Below are 22,477 nucleotides of genomic sequence, written 5' to 3'. Positions count from 1 at the left end.
GGCAGGGCCTGTTCGGGGGTACTCCACTGTTCTGGAGATCAGTGGAGTACCTGGAACGCCAACGTGTTTGTCAGTCTTTGCCCAACAAACGCGCCAGCCCCTCGGCGATCGGCGTCGCCTGGGGAAAATCGAAACGCGCCAACAGCCGGTGGTTGTCCGCCCGCGAGTGGCGGATATCACCCGCGCGCGCCGGGCCATGGCTGATCGCCGGCAAGCTGCCAACCACCTGCTGCAATGCCGCAAGCAAGTGATTCAGCGAAGTCGCCTGGTTCAAGCCGATGTTCACCGCGCCCTCTTCCACCTGCGGCTGCTCCAGCGCCTGCACCATCACCTGCACCAGGTCGCCGACATAGAGGAAGTCGCGGGTCTGCTCGCCATCGCCGAACACGGTGATCGGCAAGCCCTTGGTCGCTCGCTCGCAGAAGATGCTGATCACCCCCGAGTACGGCGACGAGGGATCCTGGCGCGGCCCGAAGATATTGAAGAAGCGGAACACCACAGGCTCCAGCCCATGTTGGCGGCGGTAGAAGTCCAGGTACTGCTCGCCAGCCAGCTTGTCCACTGCATAGGGCGTCAGTGGCGCCTTGGGCGTGTCCTCGGTGATCGACTGGCCTTCGCCATTGTTGCCGTAGACCGCCGCGCTCGAGGCGAACAACACCCGGCGCACACCATTGATGCGCATCGCCTCGCAGACATTGAGAGTGCCGATGAAGTTGCTCTGGTGGGTCTTGACCGGGTCGTCCACCGACGCCTGCACCGACGCGACCGCAGCGAGGTGGACCACCGCCGCGCAACCGGCGGCTGCACGGGTAACCAGTGCAGTGTCGGCAACATCACCTTCGATCAGTTGCAGGCGCGGATGGTCGATCTGCAGGTTGCTGCGCTTGCCGGTCGACAGGTCATCGAGAATGCGCACCGCATAGCCTTTGTCCAGCAGCGCATCGCACAGGTGGGAGCCGATGAAACCAGCTCCGCCGGTAATGAGGATGGGGGCATCAGCCATGACGATAGAAACGGTCCAGTAGGGGCGGCAAGCCGGCGCGCCAGGCGCGGGGCTTGATGCCGAAGGTGTGAAGGATCTTCTTGCAGGCCAGCACCGCGTGCTGCGGCTCCTCGCTGGCATCCGGGCGCGCGGCGTGGGCCTGTGCGGTGGGGGCCTGCACCGCCAGCTTGTGCCACTGCGCTGCCTCGGAAAGGATAGCTTGTCCCAGCGCCAGCGGTGTGGTCGCCTCGTTGCCGGCGTAATGGTAGGTGCCCCACAGCGGCGCATCGCAGTCCAGCTGCTTGATCACCGAGAGGATCACCCGGGCGGCATCGTCGACCGGCGTCGGGTTGCCGCGGCGGTCATCGGCCAGCAGCAGCTCCTGCGGTTGCTCGGCGCGCGTCAGGAAGCGCCCGAGTGCGCCGTCGAGGCTTTCGTCCAGCACCCAACCGAAACGCAGCAGCACATGCTGCGGGCAGGCCGCACGCACGCTCTGCTCGATGCGCCACAGCGCCTGGCCACGCAGGCCCAGCGGCACCGGCTCGTCCTTCTCGCTGTAGGAGGTGGCGCGCGAGCCGTCGAACACGCGATAGCTGGAAGGCTGGACCAGCGTGATCTCGTGGTGCTGGCACAATTCGGCCAGACGCTCCACGGCACGTTCCTGAAGGGCCAGGCGCTGTTCGCTGACCGACTCGGCCTGGAACCAGTCGAAGTAATAGGCCAGGTTGACCAGGGCATCGGGGCGGTGATCGTCGAGCAACTGGGTGAGGCTGGCCGGATCCCAGCCCTCGTCCGGCGGGCGCGGTGCCAGAAACGCGATGTCTTCCTCGGCCCCGAGACGAATCAGCGCTTGCCCGAGGGCATTGCCACCACCCAACAGCATCAGGCGCATACGCATAGAGTCAGCAGGTCCGCTCAGATCGATTAGGGAAAGGGGTCATTTTGCGGTTTCCGCCAGGGGAAGTCCAACCCTAGGGGCTTCCCCATCTGTACGTAGGAAGTTTCCAACAGGCATCGAAGCTTTCTCTGTCGCTCACATAAAACCGGTCTTGCACCACGCCAGACCAAAACCTTGAACTAATAGCAGAGGCCGGGGCATGGCAGCCCCGTATGCGCACCCGATAACCAAGAGCACCACCATGACGCGCCGGCTTCGATCTTCACAACGTTTCACGGCTGTGAAATTTTCCACCCCCTCTTTTGCACCTTCGGAAACTACCCGATACTGCGCGGCAGTTGGCCACTACCGACTGGAGTTACACCAGTCAGGTCAACTCACTCCAGCTGTCGGCCGGCACGGAACGCCAACACAACAATAACAAGGAAGGTTTCCCATGCAGGATTCCGAAGTCGCGTACCTGGAATTTACCCAGGATCAAGCCGATGCGCTGTTCGTCGCCAGCCAATCCCTCGCCCGACTCGGCGGCCCGGAAGTCTTCGGGGCAGCCGGCAAGGCACGGCAATGCGCCGAAGCGCTGACAAGATCGCTCGATGTCCAGCAACAAGCGACACTGCGGCGCTTCGCCGACGGCACGCTGTCTGCACTGATGTACCGCGGCATGAGCTGCCTGGAGCACGACCCCATCCCCGAAGACCTGCCTGAGCTGCAGGGCCTGGAGCACGATCCCCGCTGCCTCTACCTGGCTTCACGCAACCAGATCCTGCTGGAACTGGTGCGCTACCGGGCGTTCGCCTTCGATATCGACAACGAAGGCAAGCAGGTGCGTCTGGTCGGCAACTTCAAGGGTGGCGGCAGCCAGCCGCGTCCGCAGGAAACCCGCGACACCCGCGTGGAACTCAGCTCCCACGCTGGCTTGCGCCTGGGCCCACACACCGAAGCTCCGTACAACTGCTCGGTGATCGCTCGCGATGACCATTCCCCGGCCCCCTCTGCGCTGATCCTCACCGCGCGCTGGAACCCGGCGAACGAGCCGACCCACGTCATTCCCATGCGCGAGGTCATAGAAGGCTTGGGCAGCCTGCACGCGCTGGCGCTGACCTCAGCGTCGTTCGACTTCACCCGCAGCGACTGTTTCGTCGCGGGCAGCGGTGAACCGGAGCAGGCCACCGCGATGCTGCAGTTCGACGCCAACGGCGGCTTTGCCCTGCGTTACAACTCGTACCGGTTCTCGCTCAACGACCAGGCCAGCGACCTCGCCGCCCAGGCCTTCGACGCCTTCCAGCAGCGGGTCGCCGAGACGCGGCCAAGGCCCTTCGTGCTGCAACCGGACACCGCCCTCGTGATCAACAACAACCGCGCCCTGCATGGTCGCGACATCGTCCAGGACAACCGTCGCCTGCTGGTGCGGCTGTTCGGCTACTCCCCCTTCGCCCAACCTCGGGTGATCACTCCGGATCCGCTGCTGGTGCGCGGCTGAATAAAAGGAACGTGCGGTAATGATGGAAATCGATGTCTCCCTGCTGCTGACCCTCGCGTCGGTGGCGCTGATGGCCGGCTTCTTCGACGCCATCGCGGGTGGCGGCGGGCTGATCACCCTGCCGGTACTGTTCGTCGCCGGCATCGACCCGTTGGCGGCCATCGCCACCAACAAATTCCAGGCGGCCTCGGCGACGGTGTCGGCCACCGTCGCCTTCGCCCGCAAGGGCATGATCGACTGGCAACGCGGCCTGCCCATGGCCGCCATGGCCTTCGCCGGCGGCGCCCTCGGCGCGCTGTCGGTGAGCCTGGTGCCCAAGACGCTCCTGCAAGCCTGCGTGCCGGTGCTGCTGATCCTGGTTGCGGCCTACTTCGCTTTCAGCCCCAAGCCCGACGAGCACGAGCGCAAGGCGAAGATCTCCAACGCCGTGTTCTGCCTGACCGCCGCCCCGCTGATCGGCTTCTATGACGGCGTGTTCGGCCCTGGGGTGGGTTCGTTCTTCATGCTCGCCTGCGTAATCCTGCTGGGTCAGCACCTGCTGCGCGCCGTGTGCAACAGCAAGCTGCTCAACGCCGCGTGCAACCTCGGCGCCCTCTCGGTATTCTCGCTGAGCGGGGCGATCATCTGGCCCCTGGCCCTGGCGATGGCCTGTGCCGCGTTCATCGGTGCGCAACTGGGCGCACGCTGCGCGGTGCATTTCGGACCCAGGCTGATCAAGCCGTTGCTGGTCTGCGTGTGCTGCATCATGGCCCTCAAGCTGCTGCTTGGCGCAGGCAACCCGCTCGGCGAATGGCTGCAACATCAGTTCCTCTAGGGTCTGTATGAAAAGCCTTGAGACGAAGGTCAGGCAAGGCGAAAACAGCCGAGGAAGCGGAGTTTACGGGTTGTAAATGAGCATTCCGAGGCTGTTTTCAACGCAGCATCACCGAGTATCAAGGTTTTTCATACAGAGCCTAGGAGCGCCATGGACTTCGCGAACACCTCCGACCAACGCGGCAGCTGGCAATACGACGAACCTGCGCCGGGCACCGAATGCTTCATCGACGAAGCATTCGACGGTTATCAACAGCAGGCACGCCTGCTTTTGCCCGATAGCGAGCGGGCGCCGCCGCTGTTCGTGGTCGGCGGCGCGCGCTCCGATTTCACCCGCCTCAATCCGCTGCTCTATCGCCTGCAACGCCAGGGCATCGGCTCGCTGACCGGCAACCTGTCCGGCCACAGCCAAGCGAGCGAACCCGGCGCCAGCGCACCGACCCTGGCGATCAACCTGCAGGAGGCCCGGCGCTTCCACCGGCATATCGCCGAACGCTGCCGTACCCTGGTCGGCCACAGCCTGGGTGGCGCCATTGCCCTCAAGCTTGCGGCGCAACTGCCAGACATCGACAAGCTGGTGCTGATCTGCCCGGCGGTCTACCCCGATGACGCCCACGACGCGCCATTCGGGCCGGCCTTCAGCGCGGCGATCCGCAAGCCCTACGCCTTTCTCGACTGCGACAGCTACGCCTTCCTGCGCCAGTTCCAGGGGCGGGTACTGCTGGTGATCGGCGAGTACGACGGCCTCAACTCCCAGACCCACGGCCAAGGCCCCGGCACCAGCGCCGGTACCCGAATGCTGCGCGGGGTGCAGCGCTACAGCCCGATTCCGGAGGAAGTCACCCATGCGCTGCTGCGCTCGGTGCCGGCGCCCCATGTGGAGTGCCTGTTGCTGACCGACTGCGACCACGGCATCGCCGCACACCTGCGCGATGCACCGGAGATTGCCGATCAGGTAGCGGATGCGGTGGCGGCGTTCATACTCGACCAGGGGTGACTGGTTCGGCGCTGCGACTTGCCCGCGAAGCAGACGCCGCGGTGTAGAGCCGAAATCCCTATTCGATCTCGAACAACCCATTGCTGATCGCACCGGCGCCGAGCCGGTCGCGAATATCATCGTCGATACGCGGGTCGTCCGGGCGATAGAGCTTCACCTGGCGATAGGCATTGATACGGTTGATCTCTTCACCAAGAAACTCCCACACCACGCGGGTGCAGGCAGGGTTGCGCCGGTCGCCGCTGGAGACCCCGGTCTTGAGCCCGTTGAGGCGGGTGATACGGCTCTTGAAGCTGGGGATGAGCACGGTCTGGCTCATCTCGTTGAGGGTCAGCGACTCGTAGTCGATCAGGAACACACGATCCTGCAACTGGAACGCTGCGCCCAGGTAGCGGCAACGCACCTCCGCATGCTGGCTGCCGGCACTGCTGCGCTCCTGGCGTTCCTGGCGCTCGAACAGGAAGCTGCCGCGCTCCTCCCACAGGTGCACCAGCGACACCAGGATCGAGCCTGGTACCGACATGCAGTTGGAATATTCGAAGTAGTAGCCGCAATAGCGCGACAGGTTGCCGGCCTGGGCATGCAAGGGCTTGAACAGCTCGCTGATCGGGTCGTCCTGCGGGCCTGACGACACCGAAGGGTTGCGCGCACCGATCAGCCGGGCGAACTGTTCCGGCGGCAGGTTCAGCTCGTAATCCTCGACCCCGAAGAAATCGCCGATGCGCTTGAGGTTGTAGGTCGTCGGCTGGCTCTGCCCGCTCAGGTACTTGTTGAATTGCGCGCGATTTATCGACAGCTGTCGGCAAACCTCTGAAATAGAGCGGTAGTGGCTGCAGGCGAGTTTGAGATTGGCGGCTAGAAAATCGGCCATGAACGGCGTTCCAGGTGATGCGAGTGGTGCAAGTCTAGCATCAAGTCGCACCAAAACAGAGCAACCCGCGAAATTGTAACCACAGGTGTCATGACCAACCATGCGCGCCAACGATAGCGCGCGTCTCTGTCGCCGCTGGTCACTCCACACGAAGAATAAGAATCGAGGTCATTTTCCAATGCTCGAAGCACTTAACGATTTCCTTTCAGGAAAACTGCTCATCGTCCTGATCGTCGGGCTCGGTAGCTACTTCACCATTCGTTCCCGGTTCGTCCAGTTCCGCCACTTCGGCCACATGTTCGGCGTGTTCAAGGAGTCCCTGCGCGGCCAGGCTGGCCAACTGAGCTCGTTCCAGGCCCTGATGCTGAGCCTCGCCGGCCGCGTCGGTGCAGGTAACATTGCCGGTGTCGGCATCGCCGTGACCCTGGGCGGCCCAGGCGCAGTGTTCTGGATGTGGGTCACCGCACTGGTGGGCATGTCCAGCAGCTTCTTCGAATGTACCCTGGCCCAGGTCTACAAGCGCGCCGACGGCGACGGCCTGTACCGCGGCGGCCCGGCCTATTACATTCAGCACGGCCTGAAGCTCAAGAGCATGGCGATCGTGTTCTCGATCCTGCTGCTGGTCACCTACGGCTTCGCCTTCATCGGCCTGCAGTCGTACACCGTGACCCATTCGCTGCAGAACGCCTTTGCCTTCGACCCACGCCACACCGGTATCGTCCTGGCAGTGCTGCTGGCCATCACCTTCATCGGCGGCATCAAGCGCATCGCCGCGGTGTCGGACCTGCTGGTGCCGATCAAGACCCTGGCCTACATCGGCGTGACCCTGTACGTGATCGGCACCCAGATCGAACACGTGCCTGCCATGCTGGAAACCATCTTCAAGAGCGCCTTCGGCCTCGACCCGGCCTTTGCCGGCCTGCTGGGCAGCGCCATCGTCATGGGCGTGAAACGCGGCGTGTTCGCCAACGAAGCGGGCCTGGGCAGTGCCCCGAACGTCGCGGCCGTGGCGGCAGTGAAGCACCCGGGCGCCCAGGGCGTGGTGCAGGCCTTCAGCGTGTTCCTCGACACCTTCGTGATCTGCACCTGCACCGCGCTGCTGATCCTGCTGTCGGGCTTCTACACCCCAGGCTTCGAAGGCGACGGTATCGTCCTGACCCAGAACTCGCTGGCCGCCGTGGTCGGTGACTGGGGCCGCATCTTCGTCAGCGTCGCGCTGTCGCTGTTCGTCTTCACCTGCATCCTCTACAACTACTACCTGGGCGAGAACAGCCTGCAGTTCCTGAGCCGCAACCGTGTCGTGCTGATGGCCTTCCGCGGCCTGGTGCTGGCGCTGGTGGTGTGGGGTTCGATGCAAGACCTGTCGACCGTGTTCGCCTTCGCCGACATCACCATGACCTGTCTGGCCTTCGTCAACCTGGTCGCCCTGGCCCTGCTGTTCAAGGTCGGCCTGCGCGTGATGCGCGACTACGACGCACAGCGCAAGGCCGGCATCAAGCAGCCGGTGTTCGACTCCAGCAAATTTGCCGACCTGGACCTGGACCGTGCCGCCTGGCCAGCCAATCCTCAGGCTGAAACAGCCACTGACAAAGCTGCTGGCGAACTTCAGCACCAGCGCTGATACCCTGCCCTGCCCGGCCGCCCCGCTCGTGGGCGGCCGGCTTTCCTTCGCTCCTCGCTTCGGAATCCTTCCATGGGTGCAGTCAAGAATCTCCTCGTTCTCTACACAGGTGGCACCATCGGCATGCTGCAGACCCCCGCGGGCCTGGCGCCGGCGGGTGGCTTCGATGCACGTATGCGTGCCCACCTCGCACAGCGCAATGACGCGCCGACACTGCAATGGACCTTGCGCGAGCTCAACCCGCTGATCGACAGCGCCAACATGCAGCAGGCCAATTGGCTGGCGATGCGTGATGCCATCGTCGAGGCGGTCGAGCATGACGGCCATGACGGCGTGCTGGTACTGCATGGCACCGACACCCTGGCCTACAGCGCGGCAACGTTGTCGTTCCTGCTGCTCGGCCTGCAGGTGCCGGTCCTGCTTACCGGCTCCATGCTGCCGGCCGGTGCGCCAGACAGCGACGCCTGGGACAACCTGGTCGGCGCGTTGCGTCAGTTCGAGCAGGGCCTGGGCAAAGGCGTGCAGCTTTACTTCCACGGCCGGTTGCTGCACGGCTGCCGCGCCTCGAAACTGCGCAGCGAAGCCTTCGATGCGTTCACCGTGATGGAACGCCACCGCGAGGGCGAGCGCGCTGCACAGATCCCTGCCAGCCTGGACTACCGCCAGGTGCGCCAAGCGGTGAAGCTGGCGGTGCTGCCGGTGTTCCCAGGGTTGTGTGCGGATTACCTGCACGGGCTGTTCGACGCGGGGGTCCAGGGCTTGCTGCTTGAGTGCTATGGCAGCGGTACCGGCCCGTCCGATGACCAGGCACTGCTCGACGCGCTGCACGGTGCGCGTCAACGCGGGGTGATGATCGTCGCGATCAGCCAGTGTCCCGAGGGCGCGGTGGTGTTCGACACCTATGCCGCCGGCAGCAAGCTGCGCGATACCGGGCTGGTCAGTGGTGGCGGGATGACTCGCGAAGCGGCGCTGGGCAAGATGTTCGCGCTGTTGGGGGCTGGGTTGGATGTGGAGGCCGCAGAGCGGTGGTTTGCATTGGACCTGTGTGGGGAGCGGGCTTAGGTTTCAGCCTGTCATGGCCTCTTCGCGGGCAAGCCCGCTCCCGCAGGGATTTCCACAGTTCTTGAGAATTGTGCTGTACCTGTGGGAGCGGGCTTGCCCGCGAAGAGGCCTGGCGAAAATGGCGGAAGGCAGCGGGAGTCGAACCTGCCCGGGAACGGCTGCCGTCCCCAACCGGGTTTGAAGCCCGGCCGCGCCACCGGGCGCGATTGCCTTCCTTGAACTCAGGGCCTGGCCTGCTGCCGGGCCAGCGCGCTATCGGCGCGGATGTGACGTTGCTCGGCAACCCTGCGGGTCAGGCCAAGCCGGTCGAAGTACTCGAGAATCTGCACACTGCGCTTGCGACCGATGCCCAACATATCGCGAAACGCCGCCACCTGCACTACCGGCGTGTCCTGTATCTGGCGCAACAACATCTCGGCCATGCGCTGGATCGTCTCCTGCGGGTAGAACAGGTCGCGCACCACCTGGTGCAGCACTCCCAGCCGCGCCAGCTTGCGCATCAGCAGGCGCACCTGGGTTTCCTCCACCTGCTCGGCTGCAGCCAGGGTCCTGACCCAGGGCGGATCGAACGCACCTTCCAGCAAACGCGGTTGCAGACGCTCCCAGAGCGCAGTATCGGCGTCACTCAACTGCACCTTGTGATCCGGCAGGTGCAACCATGGGCCGCTGCTGGCGACTGCGCCCTCACCGAGCAACTCGTCCAGCAGGCTGACAAAGGCGGCACGCTCCAGCGGCAAGGCGCAGAAGCGGCGCAGGCGGTCGCGGTCGGGGCCAAGCTGATCGGGCTCCTGCTCGTGGAACTGCGCCAGTTGCTCGAGCACTTCATGCCTGAGCGCCTGCCATTGCTGACGATCGAACAGCAACGGCCCCTGGCGGGTGGCAATCACCTGGACGTCATCGGGCAACCGCCAACTGTCGCGCAGACGGTTGAACTGTCGCTCCAGGCGCTGCGGGTCGAGCCCGGCGGGAGCCGCCGCCAGAAGGGCCGGCAGGGCCTGCTCCAGATCGCAGGCATCGCGCAGCACCTGCAGTTGGCGCAAGCGCGACTCGCTGCGGCGCTGCCTGCTGGGGGCGAAAGGGTCGAGCACCCGACCACCGCCGAGGGTGCGCTGGGCACGCTGGTCGCGCAGCACCAGGCGGTCGCCATGCACCGCCTGCAGCGGCGCGTTGAGCAGCAACTGAGCGAACATGCGTTGGCCTGCCGTCAGAGCCTCGCCCTCCAGCAGCGCCACCCGCGCGGTCACGTCCTGGGTACCCAGGTGCACATGCACCGCGCTGAAATGCTCGAAGGTGCGCGTTTCGCCCGGCAACAATGACAACTCGATATCGATACGCGAACTGGGCGCATGCAGCCACTCGGGCACCAGCCAATCGCCACGGTGCACGTGCTCCACGGCCAGGCGCTCGGCACTGATGTTCAGCGCCACGCGCTGCCCGGCCTCGGCCACCAGCGCGGCCTGGTTCTGTGCATGCAGGCCACGCACCCGCACAGCTTTGCCAGCCTTGCCCAGCAACAGGGTGTCGCCCGCGCTCACCTGCCCGGCCAGCGCGGTGCCGGTCACCACCACACCGGCACCGGAAACGGCGAAAGCACGGTCAATTGCCAGCCGAAAGCCTCCTTGGCTCCCACGCCGCAGCACCTGCGTGCGCGCCTCGACCAACGCCTGGCGCAGCACTTCGACGCCTTCACCGGTCACGCTGGACAAGACGAACTGACGAGCCCCGGCATAAGGCCCGGGGGCCAGCAGCGCTTCGACCTCGTGCTGGACTTCCAGCAGTCGCGGTGCCTCGACCCGATCGCACTTGCTGATCGCCACCAGCGCTTGGGGAATGCCCAGCAGCTCGATGATCGCTAGGTGCTCACGGGTCTGCGGCATAACGCCGTCATCAGCGGCCACTACCAGCAACACCAGGTCGATACCGTGGGCGCCGGCGAGCATGTTGTGGATAAAACGCTCGTGACCGGGGACGTCGATGAAGCCGGTCAACGGCTCGCCTTCGGCCAGGGCCGCATAGCGATAGCCGAGGTCGATGGTCATGCCCCGGGCGCGTTCTTCCTGGCGCTGGTCGCCGGCCTGGCCGGTCAGGGCCTGGAGCAGCGCAGTCTTGCCGTGATCGATATGCCCGGCGGTGCCGACGATCACTGCACCGGCCCCAGCTGCAACGCCGGCAACTGCGCCAGCCACTGGGTTTCGTCATCCAACTGACGCAGGTCGAGCCACAGGGCATCGTCATCGATGCGTCCAAGCACCGGCACCGGCAACTCGCGCAGTGCGCGCTCCAGCACCCTCAGGCTGCGACCACGCAGCTTCTTCGACACCTGTGGCCGCAAGCACAGCGCCGCGCTTGGCAGCCGCGCTACCGGCTGGCTGCCGCTACCGATCATGCCCAATGCGGGCTCGACCGCGACCGTCCACTGCTCGCCCAGTCGCGCGGCCAGTTCTGGCGCCAGGCGCTGCGCCTGGGTTGCGATCTCGTCCTGGGGCCGGGTCAGCAGGCGCAGGCTGGGCAAGCGTTCGGCCAGGCTATCGGGGTCGCGGTACAGCGCCAGCACCGCCTCGAGCGCCGCCAGGGTGATCTTGTCCACACGCAGCGCGCGCTTGAGCGGGTTCTTCTTGATCCTGGCGATCAGCTCCTTGCGCCCGACGATGATGCCCGCCTGCGGACCACCCAGCAGTTTGTCGCCGCTGAAGGTGACGATATCGGCGCCGTCCGCCAATGCCTGACGCACCGTCGGCTCGGCGGGCAGGCCCCAACGGGTGAGGTCGAGCAGGCTGCCGCTACCCAGGTCTTCGAGCAGCGGCAGATCATGTTGATGGGCGATGCGCGCAAGCTCGGCGGTCGGCACCTGGGTGGTAAAGCCCTGGATGCTGTAGTTGCTGCAATGCACGCGCATCAGCAGGCCGGTGCGCGGATTGATCGCCGCCTCGTAGTCGCGGGCATGGGTGCGGTTGGTGGTGCCGATCTCGTGCAGGCGCACACCGGCACGGGCCATGATGTCGGGAATGCGGAAGGCGCCGCCGATCTCGATCAGCTCGCCACGGGAGATGATCCCTTCCTTGCGCGCACCCAGGCTGTTGAGCGCCAGCAGCACGGCAGCGGCGTTGTTGTTGACCACGGTGACTGCCTCGGCGCCGGTCAGCTCGCGGATCAGGCCCTCGATCAGGTCATCACGGTCACCGCGCTTGCCGGTGGCCAGGTCGAACTCGAGGTTGAGCGGATAACGGGCGGCGGTCTGCATCGCCTGTACGGCCTCTTCCGGCAACAAGGCACGACCGAGGTTGGTGTGCAGCACCGTGCCAGTGAGGTTGAAGACCCTTCGCACCTGGCTGCGCTGCTGGATCGCCAGGCGCTCGCCGGCGCGGCCAAGCAGGATTTCAGCAGCCAGTTCGACGGCGCTCAACTGGCCAAGGCGAGCGGGTTCGCGCAGGTCGTCTAGCAGTTGACGCAGGCTGGCCAGGGTGGCGTCGCGGCCATGGCGATCGAGCAAGGGCTGGCAGGCGGGGTGGCGTAGCAGGGTGTCGATGGAGGGCAGGCGTGGCGCTTGATTGGCGAGGCTTGACGACATGCGGTACTACCTTGGTTGATCCGGTGTCTGTAATGGCCCTTTCGCGGGCAAGCCCGCTCCTACAGGTTACCCGTCGTCCGCAAAGGTGGCGGGGTCATTGCAGGAGCGGCGGTTCGCCGCTGCGACTTGCCCCGCGATAGGGGCGGCTCGGTGTGCAGTGTAGACCCTCATCCTCCTCCAGGCGCCAACATCAGGTTCGGCGCCAGCCGATGAAAGCCCTCCTCGTCCAACCGGATATCCAGCGCCAGGCTGGCCAGGTCATCGGCCAACACCTCGCCCATCGCGTCATTTTCCAGGTAGCAGTGCTTGAGGTAGGTGCTGCAACCAGGGCAGCACTCCGCCCGCAGCGGAGCCTTGCCCGGGGCATGACGATCATCCTCAAGGCTGGAGTAGCGCAAATCCTTGCTCGACTCGCAGTACACACACTTGACCCGCACCACATGCCACTCACAGGCGCACAGCGAACAGGCCAGGTAGCGCAGCCCGTTGTGCTTGCCGCGGTTGCGCACCAGGCCCGCCATCGCTGGCGAGCCGCAGCACGGACACTGCGCGAGGCTGCTGCCGGGCTTGAGCTCATCGCTGGGCAAGCCCCGCCGCCAACTGGCCCAGGCCGCCTGCAACGCAGCGCCGATGAAAGGCACCAGCGCCGCGGGCACGGCATCGTACTGACCGCTCAGCAAGGCGATACCCCAACCTTTACGCTGGCTCTCTTCGCTGCTGTGCAGAACCTTCAGGGCATCCGCCAGGGCACCCTGCTCCGGGACCTCGAAGCGATCCAGCAGCGCCTGCAGCCAGAGCAACCACGGCCCTTCCCGCACCAGGCTGTCGGCCGCCAGCGGCGGCAGGCCGTGGCTGATGCACAGGCGCTGACGCTGCTCGGCGACCGGCACGCCGGAGGGTGGATTGTCGAGCAACTGCTGCTGCACCCGGCACAGGCGCGCAACCAGCCTCAGGTAGTCGCCAAGGGCATGGCCCTGGGCAAGCTGCTCCAGTCGCGCCGCGCGCAGTTCGAACAGGTTGTCGGCGGGCTGGTGGAGAAACGGCGGCATTACCGCCGACGCTTCGATCTGCCCGGGTTCGAGAATCGTGCTCAAGCGCTCATCCTTCTTTCCGTCCGGGGTTGTGCGGCGTCTTGTCGCCAGTCACGTCCCGGTACCACAGCTCATGATGTTTGCGTGCCCAGGCGCGGCTGACCCAGCCGTGCAGCATGGCGCCGACCGAGCCCTTGATCCAGATCCCGGCATAGATGTGCACGATGATGCTCAGCACCAGCACGAACGCCGCCAGGGCGTGCAGCAAGGTGGCCAGGCGAATCGCGCCGATGTCGAAGTACTGGCTGAACCAGGCGCGCCAGATCACCACGCCACTGACCAGCAGGATCAGCATGCACACCAGCAAGGTCCAGAACAGCAGCTTCTGCCCGGCGTTGTACTTGCCGATCGGCGGCACGCCTTCTTCCTCGTTGCGCATCACCCGATCCACACGGCGCAGCCACAGGCGGTCGTTGGCGGTGATGAAGTTGGCCCGCCAGAAGCGGATCACCAGCCCCAGGAAGAACACGAACATCGCCACCCCGAGGAAGGGGTGCAGGATGCGCGTCCAGGGGCCGCCACCGAACAGGTTGCTGAGCCAGAACAGCGCCGGATGGAACAGCGCCAGCCCCGACAGCCCGGCCATGAAGAACAGGATCGCGACGATCCAGTGGTTGGTCCGCTCGTTGGCGTTGTAGCGCAGGATAGGCTTGTTGTCGTTCATGGCCGCTGCTCCCCTTGCCCGCCGGGCTTGCCCGGGTCATAGACGTGCACTGCCGGGTCCACCTGGTGCACGCTGGTATCGGTCGGAGCGGGATGCTCGTCCTCCTCGACCCGCTGCGGCCCGACCCGCACATAGTGGAAGAACCCGGCCAGGACCGCCGCGCCCATGGCCAGCAGCGCCAGCGGTTTGCTGATGCCCTTCCACAACCCTACCAGCGGGCTGATCACCGGCTGGTCCGGCAGGCCTGCATACAGCCTGGGTGTATCGGCGTGGTGCAGCACGTACATCACGTGGGTGCCACCGACACCGTCCGGGTCGTACAGGCCGGCGTTCTCGTAGCCGCGCGACTTGAGGTCGACGATGCGCTCGTCGGCATGCACCTTCATCTCGTCCTTGCTGCCGAAGACGATCGCCCCGGTCGGGCAGGTCTTCACGCAGGCCGGCTCCAGGCCCACGGCCACGCGGTCGGAACACAGGCTGCACTTGTAGGCCTTGTGGTCTTTCTGCGAGATTCGCGGGATGTTGAACGGACAGCCGGTGATGCAATAACCGCAACCGATGCAGTGGTCCTGGTTGAAGTCGACGATGCCGTTGGCGTGCTTGATGATCGCGCCGGGGCTCGGGCAGGCCTTGAGGCAGCCAGGGTCGGCGCAGTGCATGCAGCCGTCCTTGCGGATCAGCCACTCCAGGTTCCCGTCGTCGCGCTCGTGCTCGGTAAAGCGCATCAGGGTCCAGGTGTCGGCGGTGAGGTCCTGCGGGTTTTCGTAGGTGCCGTGGTTGTGGCCGACCTCGTCGCGCAGCTCGTTCCACTCCGAGCACGCCACCTGGCAGGCCTTGCAGCCGATGCACTTGGTGGTGTCGATCAGCTTGGCGACCTGCTCCTGCTGGCGTACCGAAGGCGGTACGGTCGTGGTGGCCGAGCGGGCGATGATATCTTGCTGGGCCATCAGATTTTCTCCACGTTGACGAGGAACGACTTGGACTCCGGCGTCTGGGTGTTGCCATCACCGAGGAACGGCACCAGCGTGTTGGTCAGGTAGCCATGCCGGGTCGAACCGGTGAAGCCCCAGTGCAGCGGGATGCCGATCTGGTGCACGGTCTGGTTATTGACCTGCAGCGGACGGATCCGCTTGGTCACCACCGCTACCGCCTCGATATGCCCACGCTTGCTCGACACCCGCACCCGATCTCCCGCCTTGATGCCCTTCTCGCCGGCCAGCACTTCGCCAATCTCGACGAACTGCTCGGGCTGGATGATCGCGTTCAGGCGGCAGTGCTTGCTCCAGAAGTGGAAGTGCTCGGTCAGCCGGTAGGTGGTCGCTGCGTAGGGGAACTCCTCGTGCTTGCCGAGGGTGTCCCATACCGAATCGAAGATCCGGCCTGCCGGGTTGCTGGTGGCCTTCTTGTTGTTCGGGTGCAGCGGGTTGATCCCGATCGGTGTCTCGAACGGCTCGTAGTGCTCGGGGAACGGCCCCTCGGCCATCTTGTCGATGGCGAAGAAGCGCGCCACGCCTTCGGGGTTCATGATGAACGGATTCATCCCCGCTTCAGGCGGAGAGTCGACCTTGAAGTCGGGCACGTCAGTGCCGCCCCAGGCCTTGCCGTTCCACCACACCAGGCGTTTCTTGTGCGGGTCCCACGGGTTGCCCTGCGGGTCGCTGGAGGCGCGGTTGTAGAGGATGCGGCGGTTGGCCGGCCAGGCCCAGGCCCAGTTCTGTACCTGGTGCATGCCGTAAGGGTCGCTATTGTCGCGCCGGGCCATCTGGTTGCCTTGCTCGGTCCAGCAGCCGGCGAAGATCCAGCAGCCGGATGCTGTGCTGCCGTCATCTTTCAACTGACCGAAGCCCGACAACTGCTGACCGCCCTTGATGGCCAGGCCACTGGCGTCGGTCATGTCGCTCACCGCCCAGCCGTTCATTTCCTTGGCGAGCTCTTCGGGGGAAGGCTCCTCGGGGATCTTGTACGGCCAGCTGATGTTGAGCATCGGGTCGGGGTAAGCGCCGCCTTCCGACTTGTAGCGCTGACGCAGACGCAGGAACAGCTCGCTCATGATCTGCACGTCGGTGCGCGTCTCGCCGGGGCCGTCAGCGCCCTTCCAGTGCCACTGCAGCCAGCGGCTGCTGTTGACCAGCGAGCCGTCCTCCTCGGCAAAGCAGGTGGTGGGCAGGCGAATCACCTCGGTCTGGATATTGGCCGTATCGACATCGTTGTACGGCCCGGCGTTGCGCCAGAACTCGGATGTCTCGGTGGCCAGCGGGTCCATGATCACCAGCCACTTGAGCTTGCCCAGCGCCGCAGTGACGCGGTTCTTGTCCGGCAGCGCGGCGATCGGGTTGAAACCCTGGCACATGTAGCCGTTGACCTTGCCCTGGCTCATCATCTCGAACATGCGCAGCACGTCGTAGGCCGCTACATCGAGCTTGGGCAGCCAGTCATAGCCCCAGTTGTTCTCGGCGGTGGCGTTGGCGCCATACCAGGCCTTCATCAGGCTGACATGGAACTTGCCATAGTTCTGCCAATACGAGAGCTGGCCCGGACGCAGCGGCTTGGAGGCGCGCTTGTCGATGAACGCGGCGTAGTCCTGCTCGGCATCGCCGGCCAGCGTCAGGTACCCCGGCAGCGAGTTCGACAGCAGCCCCAGGTCGGTCAGCCCCTGGATGTTGGAATGCCCGCGCAGGGCGTTGACCCCACCGCCGGGCATGCCGACATTGCCCAGCAGCAGCTGGACCATCGCCGCACTGCGGATGATCTGCGCCCCGATCGAATGCTGGGTCCAGCCCAGGGCGTAGAGGATCGTCATGGTCTTGCCCGGCACGGCGCAGGTGGCGATCTCTTCCCAGACTTTCATCATCTGGTCCTGCGGCATGCCGCAGGTCATGCTGGCGATTTCCGGCGTGTAGCGGCTGTAGTGCTGCTTCATCAACTGGAACACGCAGCGCGGGTGCTGCAGCGTCGGGTCGACCTTGGCGAAGCCGTCCTCGCCCAGCTCGTAGCCCCAGCCGGACTTGTCGGCATAGATCCGCTTGGCCGCGTCATAGCCACTGAACAGGCCGTCTTCGAAGCCATAGTTCTCTTTGACGATGAACGACACGTCGGTGTAGTTGCGCACGTATTCGTGCTGGATCTGGTCGGTCGTCAGCAGGTAGTTGATCAGCCCTCCCATGAAGGCGATGTCGCTGCCGGTGCGAATCGGCGCGTAGTAGTCGGCCACCGAAGCGGTCCGGGTGAAACGCGGATCGACCACGATCAGGCGCGCTTTGTTGTGCGCCTTGGCCTCGGTCACCCATTTGAACCCGCAGGGGTGGGCCTCGGCTGCGTTGCCGCCCATGACCAGCACCAGGTTTGCGTTGGCGATGTCAGACCAGTGATTGGTCATCGCGCCACGGCCGTACGTCGGGGCAAGACTTGCCACCGTCGGGCCGTGTCAGACACGCGCCTGGTTGTCGAACCCCAGCATGCCGAGTGAACGGATGACTTTATGAGTCAGGTAGCCTGCTTCGCTGGACGCTGCCGACGCCGCGAGGAAGCCCGTACTCAACCAGCGGTTGACCGTCTGGCCCTGGGCGTTCTTCTCGATGAAGTTGGCATCGCGGTCCTGCTTCATCAGCGTGGCGACGCGGTCGAGCGCCTCGTCCCAGCTGACCCGCACCCATTCCTGGCTGCCCGGCTTGCGCATCTCGGGGTATTGCAGGCGGCTGGGGCTGTGGATGAAGTCGAGCAGCCCGGCACCTTTCGGGCACAGGGTGCCGCGGTTGACCGGATGATCGGCGTCGCCTTCGATGTGGATGATGTTCTGTTTGACGTTCTTGCCCGCATCGCCCTGGCTGTACAGGATCAGGCCGCAGCCGACCGAGCAGTAGGGGCAAGTGTTGCGGGTTTCTTTGGTGTGCGCCAGCTTGAAGTGGCGCACCTGCTCGGCGAACGCGGCTGTCGGGGCCATGCCCAACGCCGCGAGGCTCGAGCCTCCAAGGCCGACGGCGGCGACCTTGAAGAATTGCCGACGGTTCAGGTCCATCGTGCACTCCTGATCAGGTTTGGACGCACGGGACATTGCCGGCGCCTCTGGACTTCACGGTGGCGGTAGACAGATACCGCCAGCGTTAAGCCTAGACAAGATTCCGAGAAGTGCTATGACAAGGGTCAATGGATGCCGCCAAGGCACCTCGGCTTCCTGTAGGAGCGGGCTCGTCCCGCGATGGCGGCGGTGTGGCCAACATCGCATCGCGGAGCAAGCCCGCTCTACGAAAAAGCCCCGGACGGTCCGGGGCTTTTTCAGTTCATCCGCCTGACCTCACCCGCGCATGACACGCCAGGCCGGCACATCATCGTTGGGCTTGTAGGTCAGATCGCTCTTGTCGGTCTTCTCCACCCCGATCGCCTTGAGCCAGGTGTCCAGGTCACCCGTGCTGATCTTGCCGTCACGACGATCGTTCTTGGCCAGGTTGTCGAGCTGGTCGAAGAAGCCCTGGTTGTCGAGCAGGAAGCGCGCGGCCTTCTTCTCGGCGTCGCTGCCGTCGCCATCGGCGATCTTTTCCAGATCCTTTCTGCTGACGATGTCATCCTTGCCGTTCCAGTCGTCCCAACGGTCGCGGATGGTATCGATGATGTCCTTGTGCTCATCGAAGAAACCGCGGCCGTAGCCATCCTCGTGGGCACCGACGATCTTGAGCCAGGTGTTGAGATCGTCGGTGCTCACCTTGCCATCCTGGCCACCCTTGCCCCACTGGGTATCGAGCTGATCGAAGAAGCCCTCGTGCTCGAGCAGGAATCGCGCCGCCGCTTTTTCCTGCTCGCTGCCGCCGCCCTCGGCGATCTTGTTCAGATCCTTCCGGCTGACGATGTCGTCCTTGCCGTTCCAGGCATCCCAATATTCACGGATGTCGTGGATCACTTCACGGTTGTCCTGGTAGAACGCCTTGTCGTAGGTGTTCAGGTGCTTGTCGTCGTCCAGGCGGTTGACCGACGAGCCGCCCTCCTGCGGCGTCTCCCTGAAGTGATCCCACTCGTCCTTCTGGTAATCGAAGATGCTCTGCCCGTCCGGCGCATCGCGACCGTCGTATTCGTAGAAGCTGTAGCGGGCATATTCGAGCTTGTCGCCCCAGTCATCCTGCGTCAGGCCGATATCGGCGAGGTCCTTGAACCACTGACCTTCCTTGTCCGTGGCCTTCTGGCGCTTCTCGTGGTCGACGAAGATACCGATGATACCGGTGATCAGCCCAAGCCCAGCAGTCACCAGGAACAGCGGTCCGGTCACACCCGCCAGGGCGCCGATGTTGGCGACCAGACCAACCGTGCCGATCACCCCGGCACCGAAACCTGCCGCCCCACTGACCACCTGCAGCGCACCGTTGGCCTTGCCCAGGGCGCTGCCGCTCTTGATGGCGTCCTTGATCGCCAGGCCGCCGACAACGATGTCGGCAATGCTCAGCAGGTCCGGAGCCACGCCGAGCACTTTGGTCAGCGAGCCACCGATCTTCGCCGCAACGCCCGGCTTGACGGGTGGCTTGTCGGTGGTCGTGAGTGCGTCCTGGACGGTGCGGGTATCGATCACGCTCGGGGTAGACGGGGTGTTGCGGATGGACTCGTTGATCGGCTCAAGCGCGTCATCGATGACATCGGCCGGTGGCGGGGTGCGGTTGTCCAACTCGTACATCTCGTTGATGGATTCGCGATCCAGCTCGAAAGTGTCCGGGTGCGGGAGCTCCCCGCTACCCACCGAGGCACCACTGCCACGGTAGTTCTCGGGATCATTCCAGATCTGGTCGAAGGACCGGCGGCTCGGCGGCGTAAGATTGCGCGACTCGAAATACTCCACGACCCCTTCGTAGATCGAGGTGACGGTGTCGGAGGAGCTGATCGAGGGTGTGCGATGAGCCGAGTCCTGGACGCGCTCGGTGAACTCGAACACCGAATCGTCATCCGGCAGATCGCCCAAGCCATTGGCCGCACGGCGCTCGCTGATGCTGTCTCTGATGATCTCGTCGGTCAGTTCCACCCCCTGGTCCTGCGCCAGCTGCGACAGGGTCTGGTAGCGCGAGTAATCCGTAGGCGGCGTTCCGCCTGCGCGGGTGACGATGTCATCGAGCAATTCGCGGCTGCCGTTGTCCTCCAGCGAGCCGAGCCCCGAAGCTTCCCCGGACAGCCTGACCTCATCCAGTACGTCACCGCCGCCGCTGTTGTGCAGCGAGCCCAGCTCGATAAGGCTGCCGACCCGATCCGCCGCAGGATCCGGCACTCCGGAAATACCTTTGTCGTGCAGGGATTTCTCGATTTTCTTGCCGAGCGAGCTTTCTTTGCCCCAGATTTCCGGCAGGGTCTTGCTCAGCCCCAGCAACTTGGCGGTGTCGGTACCGGTCAACAGGTCGAAAACCTTGGTCTTTTCGAACTGCGCGCCAGCCCCGAGGAAGCCGATGAAGTCGCGGGCGATGGCCAGACGCTCCAGCGGCTCGTCTGCCAACTGGCCGTTCTTCGCCGACAGCGCATAGATGGCACCGCCCAATGAGCCGAACGCCGAAACGCTGCCCAGTACGCCGTACTTGTTGAGCGTCCCTATCGCCTTGGTGAAGTCGTTGCTGCTGACATCCAGCGGCTTGTACTTGCCAGTGAGCTCTTCGTTGAACTTGTCCTGGGTGATCTCACCACTGTTCAGGCGCTCGGTGAGCTTGTTGAAGTCGTCGAGCTTGGTCTTGTCGTTGAGCAGCTCGTTGTAGAACTTCTCGATGCTGTCTGCGACCCGACGTGGAATGTCGGCCGACTTGAGGATCGTCTTGACCAGCGCGCCGAAGTCTTTGTAGGCCAACTCCTTGTATTCATCGGGAATCGCTCCCGGATCACCGAGCAGGGTGTCGATCTCGGCGACGATGCTGTTCTGCTGCAACTGGGCCTCGGCCTTGCGCGCGCGCTCAGGGTCGAGCATCTCGAGGCTTGAGGTGAGGCCGGCGACTTCGGCCTTGGCCTCGGACTCCATGCCGTTCTTCTTCAGATCGGCCAGGTATTTGACGTAGTCGGGGCTGGTCAGGGTGTCGTAGAGCTGGTCGGCCAGCTTGTCCTTGTCTTCGCTACTGACCTTCTTGATCGCTTCATCGAGTTCGGCCTGGTACTCCTTGCCGATCTTGTCCTTTTCGCCGTTGCCGTTGGTGAACAGCTCATTGAGCAACTTGTCCACGGAGTTGCCATCGAGGATGTCCTGCATGTCCTCCTTGCTCAGGGTTTCCCCGTCACCGAACTGCCGCCAGGTTTCGCCGCCGCGCGGATCCTCGATGTAAGGCGTGATGCTGTGCCCGCCCTCCATGGTCGCCTTGGCTTCGATGGCCTTGACCAGTTTGTAGACGTCGCTGTCCTTGTCCACCTTGCCGTCGTCGACCAGCTTCTTGTACTTGTCGAGCAGGTTCTTGGTGGCCAGTTCGACCACCGACATCGACTCCTTGTCGTCCTTGTCGGCCTTTTCACCGGTCTTCTTGTTGAGCAGGTCCAGGCTGTCGAGGTCGGGCAGGTCGTATTTGTCGCGCAGATCCTGGATCGAGCCCTCGCTCTTGTTGTAGTCGCTGCGCTTGGAGGCCACGCGATCGTACATTTCCTTGTTCTCGAACTCGGAGACGACGTATTTCTTGCCGTCCTTGGTCTCGAACTGGATCACGCCATTGCCGAACTCGTCCGGCCAGCCGAAGGTGGAAATATCGTGGTCGGCAACATAGGTATCGGCGCCAGCGACTTCGCGGCCATCGTCGGCGCGCTTTTCCAGGGTGTAGCGCGACAGGGCCATGGGTTGCAACGAAGCGAAGAGCTCGGGTGTCAGGGCTTTCGACACCGTTACGGTTTCGCCGTCCTTGGTGGTGTAGGTGATGACCTCGGCTTTTTCCAGATCGCCCTTCCACTCGAACTGATCGTAGTTGCCCCACTTCTTCAATTCGGTATTGCGGTCGGCGATGGCATGATCGTCTTTCATCGCAGCGACCACCTGGGCCTTTTGCCCAGGCGATTTGTTCAGCTCGAAGAGATTGGCCAGGAACTTGTAGAGCTCGGGGTTTACCGAGCGCTCCACCACCACACCCTTGCCATCCAGCTCGTAGCGAATCTTGCCATCCAGTGCCGGCTCGACCTCGGTCTTGTCCACCGGCGGCCACTTCTCGTTGTCGGTGGCGGTACGGTCGTCGTTCGCTTTTGCATTCACCTTGGCGTTGAGCACGACCCCATCGAATCGCTTGCCGTCGGTTTCGGATCTTTCGCTGGAGCTCGGGTTCAGTGGTTTCACGTTCACGGTGCGGTCCTCGCGTGGCGGTAGCGTTTGGCCAAGCCCTTTCACAGATGCTTTCATGTTGTGCATCCGTGATCGGGAGCTGTCCATCGTTAGCCCATGTGGCGTGAATTGCTGTGAAACGCTGAGAATCGATGTGAACGGTAGGGAAGTTGAAACATTTATCGTTTTGGCGA

The 22,477-nt window shown here is 64.2% G+C and carries 15 protein-coding genes and 1 tRNA gene; 5 read left to right on the top strand and 11 right to left on the bottom strand.

Features of this window, described 5'->3' with window-relative positions; all coding sequences use genetic code 11:
- Nucleotides 1–70 precede the first annotated feature (70 nt).
- Nucleotides 71–1,003, bottom strand: coding sequence for an NAD-dependent epimerase/dehydratase family protein (locus ACMGGG_RS00370; protein ID WP_151926341.1), 933 nt, complete (start codon nt 1,001–1,003; stop codon nt 71–73).
- On the bottom strand, nt 996–1,880 hold the full coding sequence (locus ACMGGG_RS00365) for a sugar nucleotide-binding protein (protein WP_063542503.1): 885 nt from the start codon (nt 1,878–1,880) through the stop codon (nt 996–998). The genes ACMGGG_RS00370 and ACMGGG_RS00365 overlap by 8 nt, the downstream gene beginning before the upstream one ends.
- Before the next feature lie 436 nt (nt 1,881–2,316).
- Here ACMGGG_RS00365 and ACMGGG_RS00360 point away from each other — a divergent pair, with 436 nt between their 5' ends.
- From ACMGGG_RS00360 to ACMGGG_RS00350, 3 genes are all read left to right on the top strand, one after another.
- Nucleotides 2,317–3,360 carry a hypothetical protein gene (locus tag ACMGGG_RS00360; RefSeq protein ID WP_414154690.1) on the top strand — a complete coding sequence of 348 codons (1,044 nt, stop codon included), beginning with the start codon at nt 2,317–2,319 and terminating at the stop codon, nt 3,358–3,360.
- Between the two features lie 19 nt (nt 3,361–3,379).
- A complete protein-coding gene (locus ACMGGG_RS00355; protein ID WP_414154689.1) occupies nt 3,380–4,174 on the top strand; it encodes a TSUP family transporter in 795 nt (264 codons plus the stop codon).
- 150 nt (nt 4,175–4,324) lie between these two features.
- On the top strand, nt 4,325–5,170 hold the full coding sequence (locus ACMGGG_RS00350; protein WP_414154688.1) for an alpha/beta hydrolase: 846 nt from the start codon (nt 4,325–4,327) through the stop codon (nt 5,168–5,170).
- Between the two features lie 58 nt (nt 5,171–5,228).
- Here the strand turns inward: ACMGGG_RS00350 and ACMGGG_RS00345 are convergent, their stop codons facing one another.
- Nucleotides 5,229–6,041, bottom strand: coding sequence for a helix-turn-helix domain-containing protein (locus ACMGGG_RS00345; RefSeq protein ID WP_054893579.1), 813 nt, complete (start codon nt 6,039–6,041; stop codon nt 5,229–5,231).
- A 178-nt stretch (nt 6,042–6,219) separates the two neighbouring features.
- Here ACMGGG_RS00345 and ACMGGG_RS00340 point away from each other — a divergent pair, with 178 nt between their 5' ends.
- Nucleotides 6,220–7,662, top strand: coding sequence for an alanine/glycine:cation symporter family protein (locus ACMGGG_RS00340; protein ID WP_054893578.1), 1,443 nt, complete (start codon nt 6,220–6,222; stop codon nt 7,660–7,662).
- 72 nt (nt 7,663–7,734) lie between these two features.
- A complete protein-coding gene (locus tag ACMGGG_RS00335; protein ID WP_063542495.1) occupies nt 7,735–8,724 on the top strand; it encodes an asparaginase in 990 nt (329 codons plus the stop codon).
- Nucleotides 8,725–8,843: 119 nt separating this feature from the next.
- On the opposite strand, the gene ACMGGG_RS00330 is transcribed toward ACMGGG_RS00335, so the two are convergent.
- The 8 genes from ACMGGG_RS00330 to ACMGGG_RS00295 form a co-directional block, all read right to left on the bottom strand.
- A tRNA-Sec gene (locus ACMGGG_RS00330) sits at nt 8,844–8,939 on the bottom strand.
- 6 nt (nt 8,940–8,945) lie between these two features.
- Nucleotides 8,946–10,868, bottom strand: a complete 1,923-nt coding sequence (selB, locus tag ACMGGG_RS00325) for a selenocysteine-specific translation elongation factor (RefSeq protein ID WP_414155844.1) — start codon at nt 10,866–10,868, stop codon at nt 8,946–8,948.
- Nucleotides 10,865–12,292, bottom strand: coding sequence for an L-seryl-tRNA(Sec) selenium transferase (selA, locus tag ACMGGG_RS00320; protein ID WP_414154687.1), 1,428 nt, complete (start codon nt 12,290–12,292; stop codon nt 10,865–10,867). Before selA ends, selB begins: the two co-directional genes overlap by 4 nt.
- Before the next feature lie 167 nt (nt 12,293–12,459).
- The gene (gene fdhE / locus ACMGGG_RS00315) at nt 12,460–13,386 is read right to left on the bottom strand and encodes a formate dehydrogenase accessory protein FdhE (protein WP_414154686.1); all 927 of its coding nucleotides are present in this window, start codon (nt 13,384–13,386) and stop codon (nt 12,460–12,462) included.
- 4 nt (nt 13,387–13,390) lie between these two features.
- On the bottom strand, nt 13,391–14,047 hold the full coding sequence (locus ACMGGG_RS00310; protein WP_054893574.1) for a formate dehydrogenase subunit gamma: 657 nt from the start codon (nt 14,045–14,047) through the stop codon (nt 13,391–13,393).
- A complete protein-coding gene (gene fdxH, locus ACMGGG_RS00305; RefSeq protein ID WP_414154685.1) occupies nt 14,044–14,994 on the bottom strand; it encodes a formate dehydrogenase subunit beta in 951 nt (316 codons plus the stop codon). The genes ACMGGG_RS00310 and fdxH overlap by 4 nt, the downstream gene beginning before the upstream one ends.
- Nucleotides 14,994–18,062: a formate dehydrogenase-N subunit alpha gene (gene fdnG, locus ACMGGG_RS00300; protein ID WP_414154684.1), complete on the bottom strand. Its 3,069-nt coding sequence runs from the start codon at nt 18,060–18,062 to the stop codon at nt 14,994–14,996. The genes fdxH and fdnG overlap by 1 nt, the downstream gene beginning before the upstream one ends.
- Before the next feature lie 276 nt (nt 18,063–18,338).
- Nucleotides 18,339–22,361, bottom strand: a complete 4,023-nt coding sequence (locus tag ACMGGG_RS00295; protein ID WP_414154683.1) for a hypothetical protein — start codon at nt 22,359–22,361, stop codon at nt 18,339–18,341.
- Between the last annotated feature and the right edge of the window lie 116 nt (nt 22,362–22,477).

Source organism: Pseudomonas sp. BNK-44-b, from assembly GCF_047456245.1.
Lineage (GTDB): Bacteria > Pseudomonadota > Gammaproteobacteria > Pseudomonadales > Pseudomonadaceae > Aquipseudomonas > Aquipseudomonas machongensis.
The sequence above is the reverse complement of the archived record's forward strand: the minus strand, read 5'-3'. Positions and strand labels throughout refer to the sequence as shown.

Excerpts from the sequence above, each read along its gene's own strand:
- ACMGGG_RS00355 (WP_414154689.1), top strand. The coding sequence starts at position 3,380 with ATGATGGAAATCGATGTCTCCCTGCTGCTGACCCTCGCGTCGGTGGCG.
- ACMGGG_RS00310 (WP_054893574.1), bottom strand. The coding sequence starts at position 14,047 with ATGAACGACAACAAGCCTATCCTGCGCTACAACGCCAACGAGCGGACC.
- ACMGGG_RS00360 (WP_414154690.1), top strand. The coding sequence starts at position 2,317 with ATGCAGGATTCCGAAGTCGCGTACCTGGAATTTACCCAGGATCAAGCC.
- ACMGGG_RS00350 (WP_414154688.1), top strand. The coding sequence starts at position 4,325 with ATGGACTTCGCGAACACCTCCGACCAACGCGGCAGCTGGCAATACGAC.
- selA (WP_414154687.1), bottom strand. The coding sequence starts at position 12,292 with ATGTCGTCAAGCCTCGCCAATCAAGCGCCACGCCTGCCCTCCATCGAC.
- ACMGGG_RS00335 (WP_063542495.1), top strand. The coding sequence starts at position 7,735 with ATGGGTGCAGTCAAGAATCTCCTCGTTCTCTACACAGGTGGCACCATC.
- ACMGGG_RS00345 (WP_054893579.1), bottom strand. The coding sequence starts at position 6,041 with ATGGCCGATTTTCTAGCCGCCAATCTCAAACTCGCCTGCAGCCACTAC.
- ACMGGG_RS00340 (WP_054893578.1), top strand. The coding sequence starts at position 6,220 with ATGCTCGAAGCACTTAACGATTTCCTTTCAGGAAAACTGCTCATCGTC.
- fdxH (WP_414154685.1), bottom strand. The coding sequence starts at position 14,994 with ATGGCCCAGCAAGATATCATCGCCCGCTCGGCCACCACGACCGTACCG.
- ACMGGG_RS00370 (WP_151926341.1), bottom strand. The coding sequence starts at position 1,003 with ATGGCTGATGCCCCCATCCTCATTACCGGCGGAGCTGGTTTCATCGGC.
- ACMGGG_RS00295 (WP_414154683.1), bottom strand. The coding sequence starts at position 22,361 with ATGAAAGCATCTGTGAAAGGGCTTGGCCAAACGCTACCGCCACGCGAG.
- ACMGGG_RS00365 (WP_063542503.1), bottom strand. The coding sequence starts at position 1,880 with ATGCGTATGCGCCTGATGCTGTTGGGTGGTGGCAATGCCCTCGGGCAA.